The organism is Pantoea sp. X-Soil-ISGK-355 (genome assembly GCF_059730805.1).
In genome coordinates this window covers 1,229,906-1,241,841 of the sequence record NZ_AP035971.1, presented here as the reverse complement: position 1 = coordinate 1,241,841, position 11,936 = coordinate 1,229,906, and the positions used below count along the sequence as shown (strand labels likewise).

The window sequence follows — 11,936 nt, the reverse complement described above, 5'->3', positions numbered from 1 at the left end:
CTTACCGTTTTTTCAGATGTGAGACAAAATTACAGGGCGCGGTGCGTGCATCAAGCTGGTCAGCAATAATGCGCTCCCAGGCGGTGCGACAGGCGCTGGTGGAGCCCGGCACGGCCAGGATCAGCGTCCCGTTAGCCAGACCGGCAATGGCGCGCGACTGCAGCGTCGATCCGCCAATCTCTTCATAGGAGATCATCCGGAACAGTTCGCCAAACCCGTCGATTTCGCGGTCAAACAGCGGCAGCAGCGCTTCCGGCGTGCTGTTTTTCAGGTTAAAGCCGGTGCCGCCATTAATGATCACCACCTGTACATCGTCACTGGCGATCCAGCGCGATACTGTGGCGCGAATGCGGTAGAGATTATCCGGCACGATGGCGTGATCGACGACGTCATGGCCCGCTTCTGCCGCCGCCTCGCGCAGATAGTCGCCGGAGGTGTCGTTGCTGGCATCGCGACGGTCTGACACCGTCATCACCGCAATCTGCACGGCCTGAAATTCGCTGGCTGGTTTACCCATACTTCCTCCTGAAATTAGCCACCAATGTAAGAGAGATTCTGTGTGATGCCGGTGTTGCCCTGATGCAGGAAGTGCGTCTGTTTCTTCTGCCCCAGGCTGCTGGCGATGCGCGCCTGCAGTTCGGCCTGCTGCGCATCGGATGCCAGCAGGTCGCGCAGCGGCACACCGCCGTCACCAAACAGGCACAGGTGCAGATTACCCTGCGCCGATACACGCAGACGGTTGCAGCTGGCACAGAAATCTTTGGCGTAAGGCATGATCAGGCCAATCTCGCCGACATAATCGGGATGGTAAAAAACCTGCGCCGGGCCGTCGCTGCGTCCGCTTTCGCGCCGCTGCCAGCCCTGGGCGATGAGTTGATCGCGGATCACCATGCCGGACACATGCTGATCGCGGAACAGCGTGCCGCCGTCGCCGGTCTCCATCAGTTCGATAAAGCGCAGCTGAATCGGACGGGTGCGGATCCAGTCAAGAAAAGTCGCCAGATTACGGCTATTGAGATCGCGCATCAGCACGCTGTTGACTTTGACCTGGCGAAAACCGGCGTCCAGCGCCGCGTCGATGCCGCTCATCACCTGATGGAATTTATCCTGGCCGGTGATGGCGTGAAACTGACGGGCGTCCAGGCTGTCGACGCTGACGTTAAGTGCGGTCAGACCCGCATCACGCCACTGCTTCACGTCGCGGGCCAGCCGGTAGCCATTGGTGGTCACTGCGATCTGGCGGATAGAGGCGTTTTCACGCACTGCCGCAATGATGTCGGTAAAATCACGGCGCAGCGACGGCTCACCGCCGGTCAGCCGAACTTTTTCGGTTCCGGCTGCGGCGAAGGCCCGCGTGACGCGGCGGATTTCATCCAGAGAGAGAAAGCTTTTGTTACGAATTCCCTGCGGTTTGTAGCCGTCAGGAAGACAGTAGGTACAGCGGAAATTACAGACATCCGTGACCGACAGGCGCAGGTAATAGAACTTACGCGCGTATGCATCAGTAAATTGTGACACCAGAACACCTTTCCAGATTGGGAGATGCAGTCATTTCTTCCTGCACCCTGGCAGCTCGATGGCTACGGCCTGAACCCCCTATCCGCAGACTTAGGCATTCAGGCTTGAGTGTACGCTGACCCGTTGATCAGCGCGGTAAACATGATGGTAGCGTGAATTCCGCCACTCTTCCATTTGCTCTTTTCGCTATATATTCTTATACATATCGAATTTTCACCGCATTTTCGCGACAGGATACGTTAAAATGCGATCCAGATTTTGACGTAAGTCATCCGCGCGGGCTTAGCGTTTAGAGCCACGCTACGCGAAAGGATAGTAAGGAGAAGTATGAATCGCACACTGGCCGATCTTGATCGCGTTGTGGCACTGGGCGGCGGACACGGTTTAGGCCGCGTGATGTCGGCTCTTTCCCCACTGGGCTCACGTCTCACCGGCATCGTCACCACCACCGACAACGGCGGATCGACCGGTCGCATTCGTCGATCCGAAGGCGGTATCGCCTGGGGCGACATGCGCAACTGCCTCAACCAGCTGATTGCAGAACCGAGCGTCGCCTCCGCGATGTTCGAGTATCGCTTTGCCGGTAACGGCGAACTGGCCGGTCACAATCTCGGTAACCTGATGCTGCGGGCGCTGGATCATCTGAGCGTTCGTCCGCTGGAAGCGATCAACATCATCCGTAACCTGCTGAAGGTCGACGCCTTTTTAATCCCGATGTCAGAGCAGCCAGTGGATCTGGTGGCGATGGATGCCGAAGGCAATATGGTTTACGGCGAAACCGCGATTGACGAGATGAAGCAGCCGCCGCAGGAGTTGATGCTGCACCCCAACGTCCAGCCGACGCGGGAAGCGCTACAGGCCGTTGCAGAAGCGGATCTGATTCTGATTGGCCCAGGCAGTTTCTATACCAGCCTGATGCCGATTCTGCTGATGGAAGAGATGGCGCAGGCACTGCGTCGCACGCCTGCCACTATGGTGTTTATCGGTAATCTGGGTCGCGAGCTGAGTCCTGCCGCGGCCAGTCTTTCGGTGGCTGACAAGCTTCAGATGATGGAACGTTATATCGGCAAGCGGGTGATTGATGCGGTCGTGGTCGGTCCGGCGGTCGCCACAGAGGGCATTGAGAACCGGCTGATTGTCCGTGAACCGCTGGAGGCCGCTGACATTAAATATCGTCACGACCGCCAGCTGTTACGGGTGGCGCTGGAACACGCCATTCAGGGCTTTGACGGCGCTACGAGGCCGCAATAAACAGCGTTCGCAGCTCATGCAGCTGATCGCGCACGCTGGCTGCCTGTTCGAACTCCAGGTTCTGCGCGTGCTGCTGCATCTGCCCTTCCAGCTCGTGGATCTTCTTCTGTAGCGCCTGCGGCGTTAGCAGTTGCAAATCGGCCAGTGCCTGAGCTTCGCCAGGTCGGGCGGGTTTCGCTTTACCACGGGTTTTCACCACGTTGTTGCCCAGTTCCAGAATATCGGTGATCTTCTTATTCAGGCCCTGCGGCACAATGCCGTTCTGCTCGTTGTGCAGCTGCTGCTTCTCACGGCGGCGCTCCGTCTCTTCAATGGCGCGCGCCATTGACGGCGTGATTTTATCGCCATAAAGAATCGCCTTGCCGTTGATGTTACGCGCCGCACGACCAATGGTCTGAATCAGCGATCGTTCGGAACGCAGGAAGCCCTCTTTATCCGCATCCAGAATCGCCACCAGCGACACTTCCGGCATATCCAGCCCCTCACGCAGTAAGTTGATGCCTACCAGTACATCAAACTCACCCAGACGTAAGTCGCGGATAATCTCCATACGCTCTACGGTGTCAATGTCGGAGTGCAGATAGCGCACTTTCTCGCCATGCTCCGTGAGATACTCGGTAAGATCTTCCGCCATGCGCTTGGTCAGCACCGTCACCAGCACACGTTCGTTGATCGCCACGCGCTGACGGATCTCGGACAGCAGATCGTCAACCTGCGTCCCGACCGGACGCACTTCGATGATCGGGTCCAGCAGGCCGGTAGGACGTACCACCTGGTCAACCACTTCATCGCCCGATTTTTCCAGCTCATATTTGCCCGGCGTTGCCGAGACATAGATGGTCTGCGGGGCCAGCGCCTCAAACTCTTCAAACTTCATCGGACGGTTGTCCAGCGCCGACGGCAGGCGGAAGCCATACTCCACCAGCGTCTCTTTACGCGCCCGGTCGCCTTTGTACATGCCGCCAATCTGCGGGATGGTCACATGCGACTCATCCACCACCAGCAGGCCATCGGCGGGCAGATAGTCAAACAGCGTCGGCGGCGCTTCGCCCGGTCCGCGTGCGGAGAGGTAGCGCGAGTAGTTTTCGATACCGGAGCAGTAACCCAGCTCACTCATCATCTCAAGGTCAAACTGGGTACGCTGGGTAATACGCTGCTCTTCCAGCAGCTTATTGTTCTCCAGCAATACCCGGCGACGGTCGGCCAGCTCGACTTTGATATCTTCCATCGCCTGCAGAATACGCTCACGCGGCGTCACGTAGTGCGTCTTGGGATAGATGGTAAAGCGCGGCACTACTGAATCGATCTGACCGGTCAGCGGGTCAAACAGCGACAGACGCTCGACCTCTTCGTCAAACAGTTCGACGCGCAGCGCGATATCGTCCGACTCTGCCGGGAAGATATCGATCACTTCGCCACGCACGCGGAAAGTGCCGCGCTGGAACGCCTGGTCGTTACGGGTGTATTGCAGCTCTGACAGGCGGCGCAGAATGCTGCGCTGATCGATAATCATGCCGCGGGTCAGGTGCAACATCATTTTGAGATAGAGATCGGGATCGCCCAGACCGTAGATCGCCGAAACCGACGCCACCACGATAACGTCGCGCCGTTCAAGCAGCGCCTTGGTGGCCGACAGACGCATCTGTTCGATGTGTTCGTTAACCGATGCATCCTTTTCGATAAAGGTATCGGAGCTCGGCACATAGGCTTCAGGCTGATAGTAGTCGTAGTAAGAGACGAAAAACTCGACGGCGTTATCCGGGAAAAACTCTTTCATCTCGCCATAGAGCTGAGCCGCCAGCGTCTTGTTCGGTGCCAGCACCATCGTCGGGCGGTTAAGGTCAGCAATGACGTTGGCGACGGTAAACGTTTTACCTGAGCCGGTCACGCCTAATAAGGTCTGATGGGCCAGTCCATCCTCCAGCCCCTCTTCCAGGCGACGGATCGCCTCAGGCTGGTCGCCCGAAGGTTTAAAGGCGGAATTGAGTTTAAAAGCTTTGGTCATGAATGCAGTTCCTGCTGGAGAAGTCGGCGGGCAGGCACTTATTTTACTCTGCTATGGTGATTTTGCCAGAAAATAATACTGGATATAAAAACAGTAATCGTGCAAAGTTAATGCAATCAGGGTGAGTCTTAGCCTGCCCGTATTGTGGAGGCGTTATCGCAAAGCGAGTTGCGCAATGTTATCCCCAGACCGGGATCAGATTTAACATTTGTCAATAGAACGTCACAAAATTACAGTTCGGTTACCTGACAGAGAATTCGCAGGCTTGTTTTTTGATAACCAGCTGATTTTATTGATTTAAGCTCATAAGGCCAGAATCTCGTCATTATGTTACCAGGCCGCGTATTTCCTCGCTTCTAACCGGTTTTCATTACCTAATGCACAAGGTTATCCACAGGAATGGTGGATAAGTGATGGCAGCCCCGCCGCCATCAGCTGTGTATAATTTTTCCCTGCCCTCCCGCCTCAGTGAAAATAATTTTTTTTGCGTTAAATTTCGCGTTGGCTGCTGACGGATTATTCTGCATTTTTAATCTGTCTTCTGGCGTGGCACGCAAATTATCATCATTCCACTAAGATTCTTAATCAGACATTCTGCGTTACTGCAGCACGTCTGCACCACAAACAGCGCCCGCAGGCACTGTAAAAGTGCAGGCGCGTGATGACCATGGGTAATTGATAAGTTTTTCTCACCTTTTATCCCTGATACAGCGCACTGTAGCAGGAAACAGGGCCATTTTAAGATCTGGCCTGGGAATTGCAGGAGTCAGTAACGTCACCGCGCTTTATGCGCACTGTGCTGCAATGGTGAGGCTGCCGTTGCTGATGACTTGTTTGCCAGACGACAGAGAGCGGAAGCAATCAGGCTAATGATCGGGAAGGAGAGTGTCAGATGCTGAGTCTACGTTCGGTAAATCAATTTTACGGTCAGAACCATATTCTGTGGGATGTGGACCTGGATCTGTCGCCTGGCACCTGCACCGGCATTCTGGGCCGTCCTGGCATGGGCAAAACCACGCTGGTCAACTGCATTATGGGCAGATTGCCGATTAACAGCGGCACAATTTCCTGGAAAGAGGATGGCTCGCCGCCGGAAGATTTGCTGCTGCAACCGGCTGAACAGCGGGCGCAGATGGGGATTGGCTATGTGCCTCAGGGCCGCCATATTTTTACCCAGATGAGCGTGGAAGATAACCTGCTGATTGCCCTGCTCGCGGGTGCCAGCCAGCGCGACCGTCATCGTGCTATTCCTGAAATGGTATTTGATTTGTTCCCGGCGCTCTACTCGCTGCGCCAGCAACGCAGCGGCGATCTGCCCATCGATCAGCAGCAACAGCTGGCACTGGCGCGCGCGCTGGTGCTGCAGCCAAAACTGCTGATTCTGGATGAGCCGACTGATGGGATGTCGCCGTGGCTGGAAGAGGAGATGGGCAACCTGATCCGCCGGCTTAACCTTGATTACGGGCTGACCATTCTGCTGCTGGAGCAGCGGCTGTCGCTGATCCGGCGTGTGGCGGACTATTTCCTGCTGCTGCACCGTGGCCGTAATGTGGCGCAGGGCAGCATGGAGCAGCTCGATGACCACACCGTGGATAAGTGGCTGACGGTCGCCTGAACCTCACTGCGGCAGCGTCAGGTACTGTCCACAGGACGCCTGCTGCGCTGCATCGGTGAGATACGGAATCGTGCCCAGGCAGGGGGCAGGTAGTCGTTGCTTCAGGCTGGAGAGATATTCCTGATAGCGTTTGCCTGGCGGCTCGACGGTGTTAGCGATCCAGCCCACCAGCAGCAGGCCACGCGCGCGCACCGCCTCGGCGGTGAGCATGGCGTGATTGATGCAGCCGAGCTTAATTCCCACCACCAGAATCACGGGCAGCTGTTCGCTGACCACCCAGTCCGCATAGGTGTGCGTCTCTGACAACGGGGTATACCAGCCGCCCGCTCCTTCGACCAGAATCCAGTCCGCCAGCGGCTCCAGCGCTGCCAGACCTGCTGACAGTGCCAGATGGGTGATCGGCCTGCCCTCTTCAGCGCTGACGATGTGCGGCGAGGTCGGTTCGATAAACGCCAGCGGATTGACCTGCTGGTAGCTCAACGGCACGCTGCTGAAGCGCTGCAGCGCCAGCGCATCACTGTTGCGGAGCCCCTCTGGCGTCATCTCACAGCCTGAAGCAACCGGCTTATAGCCTGCACAGCGGTAGCCCGCAGCGGCGGCGGCCTGCAACAGTGCGCCGCTGGCGACAGTTTTACCGACTTCGGTGTCGGTGCCGGTAATAAACAGCCGTTTCATGATGCACTTACTCCATAAATTAAATGGTAACTCAGGCGATAGCCGTGCCGGTCGCGCGGCCAGTGCGCCTCTAACTGGTTGAGTCGTTGTCGGGTGAGGAGCTGCCCGTCGCGGCCCTGATGCAGATGGGTCGCGCCGATCCCTTTCAGCGAACGCATGGCGCTGAGCGCATCGGGAAAATGCAGCGTCACTTTTTCCGCGCTGCAATGCAGTTGCTCTGCGTAGCAGGCCGCCGCAATCTGCGTCTCGCTGAGAAAGCGGTTGGCGTGCGGCGACGCATCCAGATGGGACCAGGCTTCATGCACCTCCTGCAACGAGCCATCGCCCAGCGTAGAAAACAGCAGCGTGCCAGTGGGGCGCAGCACGCGCCGGAACTGACGCAGCGCGCCGGGCAGATTTTCACTCCACTGCACAGCCAGGTTACTCCACACCAGGTCGAGGCTGTTATCCGCCAGCGGCAGTGCGTCGATGTCGCCCGCCAGATAGTGCTGCGCCGCGTCGTTGTCCCGCGCCTGTTGCAGCATCTGCGGAGAGAGATCCAGCGCCGTGACCTGTTTGCCCCGCTCACGCCATACCCTGCTGTACCAGCCGGTGCCACACCCGGCATCCAGCAGCTGCAGTCCGCTCTGTACGGGTGCACGTGCCAGCAGCGCATTGCCGCTGAGGCGCTGCAGCGCAGCATGCGCATCATAATGGCTGGCCGCGCGGCCAAAGGCGCGCGCCACCGCCTGCTTATCAACCCGCAGCGTCATGCAGCGCCTCCAGTAACCGGTCAATATCTTCAGGGCGATGTGCCGCGGTCAGGGTAATACGCAGCCGGGCCGTTCCCGGCGGCACGGTAGGCGGTCGGATCGCACTGACCCAGCAGCCTGCCTCCGCCAGTCGCTGAGAGAGCGCCATTGCATCGCTGTTTTCACCTATCAGCAGCGGCTGAATCGCGCTGGCAGAGTCCATCAATTGCCACGGCAGCGAGGCCGCGCCACGCCGGAAATGCGCAATGTTCTGCTGCAACTGCTGGCGCAGCACATCGCCCTGCTGAATTTCGCGCAGCGCCGCCTGCAGCGCAGTGGCTTGTGCGGCGGGCATGGCGGTGGAGTAAATCAGATGCCGGCTGAACTGCAGGAAATAGTCAGCGATATCGGCGTCGCACAGCAGCGCAGCACCGCTGACGCCAAAAGCTTTGCCAAAGGTGACCACCAGCAGTTCCGGTTTAACGCCCTGCTGCCAGCAGCTGCCGCGCCCCTGCTCACCTACTACACCGATGCCGTGTGCATCATCCACCAGCAGCCAGCCCTCTGCCTGCTGCGTCTGTTGTGCCAGCGCAGCCAGCGGCGCACTGTCGCCATCCATGCTGAAAATCCCCTCGGTCACCACCAGCGTCTCCCCCTCGCAGGGTGACGCGAGCCGTGCTGCCAGGCTCTCCGGATCGTTATGACTGAAACGCCGCAGCTGCGCCGGGCTGTGGCTGGCGGCGTCGAGCAGCGAGGCATGGCTGAGTTTATCGGCCAGGATGCGATCGTTTTTCTCGCCCAGCAGATGAATCACCGCCTGATTGGCCGCGAATCCGGAGATAAACAGCAGCGCACGGTCGTAGCCGAGCCAGTCGGCCAGCTGCGCCTCAAGATCGGCGTGCTGACGGTGATAACCGGTGACGTGTCCCGAGGCACCCGCCCCCGCCCCCGCCTGCGCCGCGCCTTGCTGCCAGCCCGCAATCACCGCCGGATGGCGGGTTAAACCAAGATAGTCATTGCTGGAGAAGTGCAGATAGCGACGGCCACCGCTCTCTAACGTGCGGGTGGCTTGCTGATCGATGATTCGACGCTGCCGCCAGCCATCGGCCGCACGGCGCTGCGCCAGCCCCTGCTGAAGTCGTTGCTGCCAGCTCATTACAGTGCCGCGTTGTAGAACTGTTCAGTGTCGGCATGGAACAGCTGCTCGCTGAGTTGTTCTTCCTGCTGCTGATCGCCATGTTGGGTGTGGGTATGCTCCGGGTTCAGCCCCAGTTTGCGGAACAGCACGCGGTCTTTATCCTCTTCCGGATTCGGCGTGGTCAGCAGTTTGCAGCCGTAGAAAATCGAGTTCGCCCCGGCCATAAAGCACATCGCCTGAGTCTGCTCGCTCATCTGCTCGCGGCCCGCGGAGAGACGCACATGCGAGGTTGGCATCATGATGCGCGCTACCGCGATGGTGCGGATAAAATCGAAAGGCTCTACGTCATCGTTGTCCGCCAGCGGCGTGCCTTTGACCTTGACCAGCATGTTGATCGGCACGCTCTCTGGCGGCGTCGGCAGATTGGCTAACTGCACCAGCAGACCGGCGCGGTCGTTCACGGTTTCGCCCAGGCCAACGATACCGCCCGAACAGACTTTGATCCCGGCGTCGCGCACTTTGCCCAGCGTATCGAGACGTTCCTGGTAGCTGCGGGTCGTGATGATAGAGCCGTAGAATTCCGGTGAGGTGTCGAGGTTATGGTTGTAGTAATCGAGGCCCGCGCCCGCCAGCCGCTGCGCCTGTTGATCGCTGAGCGTACCGAGCGTCATGCAGGTTTCCATTCCCATCGCCTTCACGCCTTCAACCATTTTTTCCAGGTAAGGCATATCGCGCTCGTGCGGGTTTTTCCACGCGGCACCCATGCAGAAACGGGTTGAACCCGCGGCTTTGGCCTGACGCGCGGAGGTCAGTACCTCCTCCACTTCCATCAGACGTTCCGACTCCAGGCCGGTCTTGTAGCGCGCGCTCTGCGGGCAATATTTGCAATCTTCCGGACAGGCGCCGGTTTTAATCGACAGCAGGGTACTGACCTGCACCTGGCGCGGGTCGAAGTGCTGACGATGCACCTGCTGCGCTTCAAACATCAGTTCAAGAAAAGGTTGATCAAACAGCGCTTGCGCCTGTGCAATTGTCCAGCGTTTAGCCATTAGGTACTCCAGAAAAGGGTGTCATCCCGACAGAAAGCAGGGGTATACTTGTAAACTATATTTTTTTATTTTGGTTTACAACTCCGATGACTACCCCCCTTTTCTCCCTGGATGATGCCCGTTTTGACCGCCAGCATATCTGGCATCCTTACACCTCGATGCGGGATCCCCTGCCCTGCTATCCGGTCGTTGCCGCGCAGGGTTTTCAGCTGCAGCTGGCCGATGGCCGTGAGCTGGTGGATGGAATGTCATCGTGGTGGGCGGCAATTCATGGTTACAACCATCCCCGCCTGAACCGGGCGCTCACGGAGCAGGTCACGCAGATGTCGCACGTGATGTTTGGCGGCATTACCCATCCGGCAGCAGTGGCACTCTGTCGTCAGCTGGTGGCGATGACACCTGAGGCGCTGGAGTGCGTTTTCCTGGCCGATTCCGGCTCGGTAGCAGTGGAAGTATCGATGAAGATGGCGCTGCAGTACTGGCTGGGCCGGGGTGAAACTCGCCAGCAGTTCCTGACGCTGAAGCGCGGCTATCACGGCGATACCTTTGCCGCGATGTCGGTCTGCGATCCCGAGAACTCGATGCACAGCCTGTGGCGCGGTTATCTGCCTGAGCACCACTTTGCGGCGGCTCCGGCCTGCGGCTTTGATGATGAATGGGACGCGCGCGACTTCGATGATTTTACCCGACTGATCGAACAGCATCACCAGCAACTGGCGGCGGTGATCCTGGAGCCGATTGTGCAGGGTGCGGGCGGGATGCGTTTCTATCATCCGCGCTATCTGCAGCAGGTCCGGGAAGCGTGCGACCGCTATGGCGTGCTGCTGATAGCGGATGAGATCGCCACCGGATTTGGCCGCACCGGCAAGCTCTTTGCCTGTGAACACGCGGGTATTACCGCGGATATTCTTTGTGTCGGCAAAGCGCTGACCGGCGGCATGATGACGCTGGCGGCGACCCTGACTACCCGCGAGGTGGCTGATACCATCAGCCGCAGCGCGGCAGGCTGTTTTATGCATGGCCCGACATTTATGGGGAATCCGCTGGCCTGCGCGGTGGCGGCGGAGAGCCTGAGCATGCTGGCGGAAGGTGACTGGCAGCGACAGGTGGCCGCGATCGAACAGCAGCTGCGGGCTGAGCTGCTGCCGCTGCGCCGTTCACCACAGGTGGCCGATGTGCGCGTGCTGGGGGCGATTGGCGTGGTGGAAACCCATCAGCCGGTCAACATGGCGGCACTACAGCAGTTCTTTGTTGAACAGGGCGTCTGGATCCGGCCGTTTGGCCGACTGATTTACCTGATGCCGCCCTACATCATCTCGCCGCAGGCGCTGAGTCAGCTGGTGCAGGCGATGGGCAGCGCGCTGGAACATTCGCAACATTTTGCCGCCTGATGCGGGCTGACCACTGGCACTGGTGGTGCTTTTGGTTATGATGAAAGGCTATTCATCGACAGTTAAGGAGATGTGATGCGCGTTTTTAGTCAGGACTTTAATGACGGCGAAAAGATGCCAGAAAAGCATGTTTTCAACGGCATGGGTTATCAGGGCGAGAATATTTCTCCCCATCTTGCCTGGGAAGCGGCACCGGAAGGCACCAAAAGTTTTGTGGTGACCTGCTACGATCCTGATGCGCCGACGGGTTCCGGCTGGTGGCACTGGGTCGTGGCGAATATTCCGGCCAGCACCACGTCACTGCCGCAGGGTGCCGGTTCCGGCAAAGCGTCACTGCCAGCAGGCGCAATCCAGACCCGTACCGATTTCGGTCAGGCGGGCTATGGTGGCGCGGCGCCGCCTCAGGGCGAAACCCATCGCTACATTTTCACCGTGCATGCGCTGGATGTGGAGACGATTGAGGTGGATGAAGGCGCCAGTGGCGCAATGGTCGGCTTTAATGTGCATTTCCACGCACTGGCGAGCGCCTCGCTGACCGTGAATTATCAGTAATTCAGTCCGTC

Annotated in this window: 11 protein-coding genes and 1 riboswitch; of the genes, 4 read left to right on the top strand and 7 right to left on the bottom strand. The window is 58.6% G+C overall.

Features of this window, described 5'->3' with window-relative positions:
- Nucleotide 1: 1 nt before the first annotated feature.
- Nucleotides 2-517: a molybdenum cofactor biosynthesis protein B gene (gene moaB, locus AC6I8J_RS05645; RefSeq protein ID WP_161736230.1), complete on the bottom strand. Its 516-nt coding sequence runs from the start codon at nt 515-517 to the stop codon at nt 2-4.
- A gap of 14 nt (nt 518-531) precedes the next feature.
- Nucleotides 532-1,518 (bottom strand): GTP 3',8-cyclase MoaA, encoded by a 987-nt coding sequence (gene moaA / locus AC6I8J_RS05640; protein ID WP_161736231.1) that lies wholly within the window; start codon nt 1,516-1,518, stop codon nt 532-534.
- A riboswitch (molybdenum cofactor riboswitch) is annotated at nt 1,508-1,641 on the bottom strand. (Overlaps the previous gene by 11 nt.)
- A gap of 204 nt (nt 1,642-1,845) precedes the next feature.
- On the opposite strand from moaA, the gene AC6I8J_RS05635 reads away from it, so the two are divergent.
- Nucleotides 1,846-2,769: a gluconeogenesis factor YvcK family protein gene (locus AC6I8J_RS05635; RefSeq protein WP_161736232.1), complete on the top strand. Its 924-nt coding sequence runs from the start codon at nt 1,846-1,848 to the stop codon at nt 2,767-2,769.
- Here AC6I8J_RS05635 and uvrB read toward each other — a convergent pair.
- Nucleotides 2,753-4,774 (bottom strand): excinuclease ABC subunit UvrB, encoded by a 2,022-nt coding sequence (gene uvrB, locus AC6I8J_RS05630; RefSeq protein WP_161736233.1) that lies wholly within the window; start codon nt 4,772-4,774, stop codon nt 2,753-2,755. The two genes, AC6I8J_RS05635 and uvrB, sit on opposite strands and share 17 nt — an antisense overlap.
- Nucleotides 4,775-5,666: 892 nt before the next feature.
- Between uvrB and AC6I8J_RS05625 the strand changes: the two genes are divergently transcribed.
- The gene (locus AC6I8J_RS05625) at nt 5,667-6,389 is read left to right on the top strand and encodes an ABC transporter ATP-binding protein (RefSeq protein ID WP_013357183.1); all 723 of its coding nucleotides are present in this window, start codon (nt 5,667-5,669) and stop codon (nt 6,387-6,389) included.
- A 3-nt stretch (nt 6,390-6,392) separates the two neighbouring features.
- Here AC6I8J_RS05625 and bioD read toward each other — a convergent pair whose 3' ends face one another.
- The 4 genes from bioD to bioB are packed head-to-tail and all read right to left on the bottom strand — an operon-like array spanning nt 6,393 to nt 9,982.
- Nucleotides 6,393-7,064, bottom strand: coding sequence for a dethiobiotin synthase (gene bioD, locus AC6I8J_RS05620; RefSeq protein WP_222924324.1), 672 nt, complete (start codon nt 7,062-7,064; stop codon nt 6,393-6,395).
- The gene (gene bioC / locus AC6I8J_RS05615; protein ID WP_161736235.1) at nt 7,061-7,816 is read right to left on the bottom strand and encodes a malonyl-ACP O-methyltransferase BioC; all 756 of its coding nucleotides are present in this window, start codon (nt 7,814-7,816) and stop codon (nt 7,061-7,063) included. The genes bioD and bioC overlap by 4 nt, the downstream gene beginning before the upstream one ends.
- Nucleotides 7,800-8,951: an 8-amino-7-oxononanoate synthase gene (bioF, locus tag AC6I8J_RS05610; RefSeq protein WP_253421369.1), complete on the bottom strand. Its 1,152-nt coding sequence runs from the start codon at nt 8,949-8,951 to the stop codon at nt 7,800-7,802. Before bioF ends, bioC begins: the two co-directional genes overlap by 17 nt.
- On the bottom strand, nt 8,951-9,982 hold the full coding sequence (bioB, locus tag AC6I8J_RS05605) for a biotin synthase BioB (RefSeq protein ID WP_497825160.1): 1,032 nt from the start codon (nt 9,980-9,982) through the stop codon (nt 8,951-8,953). Before bioB ends, bioF begins: the two co-directional genes overlap by 1 nt.
- Before the next feature lie 86 nt (nt 9,983-10,068).
- On the opposite strand from bioB, the gene bioA reads away from it, so the two are divergent.
- On the top strand, nt 10,069-11,373 hold the full coding sequence (gene bioA / locus AC6I8J_RS05600; protein WP_260057704.1) for an adenosylmethionine--8-amino-7-oxononanoate transaminase: 1,305 nt from the start codon (nt 10,069-10,071) through the stop codon (nt 11,371-11,373).
- Between the two features lie 75 nt (nt 11,374-11,448).
- The gene (locus AC6I8J_RS05595) at nt 11,449-11,925 is read left to right on the top strand and encodes a kinase inhibitor (RefSeq protein WP_013357177.1); all 477 of its coding nucleotides are present in this window, start codon (nt 11,449-11,451) and stop codon (nt 11,923-11,925) included.
- The last annotated feature ends 11 nt before the right edge of the window (nt 11,926-11,936 follow it).

Coding starts and splice junctions, on each gene's coding strand:
- moaB (WP_161736230.1), bottom strand. CDS start 517: ATGGGTAAACCAGCCAGCGAATTTCAGGCCGTGCAGATTGCGGTGATG.
- AC6I8J_RS05635 (WP_161736232.1), top strand. CDS start 1,846: ATGAATCGCACACTGGCCGATCTTGATCGCGTTGTGGCACTGGGCGGC.
- uvrB (WP_161736233.1), bottom strand. CDS start 4,774: ATGACCAAAGCTTTTAAACTCAATTCCGCCTTTAAACCTTCGGGCGAC.
- AC6I8J_RS05625 (WP_013357183.1), top strand. CDS start 5,667: ATGCTGAGTCTACGTTCGGTAAATCAATTTTACGGTCAGAACCATATT.
- bioD (WP_222924324.1), bottom strand. CDS start 7,064: ATGAAACGGCTGTTTATTACCGGCACCGACACCGAAGTCGGTAAAACT.
- bioC (WP_161736235.1), bottom strand. CDS start 7,816: ATGACGCTGCGGGTTGATAAGCAGGCGGTGGCGCGCGCCTTTGGCCGC.
- bioF (WP_253421369.1), bottom strand. CDS start 8,951: ATGAGCTGGCAGCAACGACTTCAGCAGGGGCTGGCGCAGCGCCGTGCG.
- bioB (WP_497825160.1), bottom strand. CDS start 9,982: ATGGCTAAACGCTGGACAATTGCACAGGCGCAAGCGCTGTTTGATCAA.
- bioA (WP_260057704.1), top strand. CDS start 10,069: ATGACTACCCCCCTTTTCTCCCTGGATGATGCCCGTTTTGACCGCCAG.
- AC6I8J_RS05595 (WP_013357177.1), top strand. CDS start 11,449: ATGCGCGTTTTTAGTCAGGACTTTAATGACGGCGAAAAGATGCCAGAA.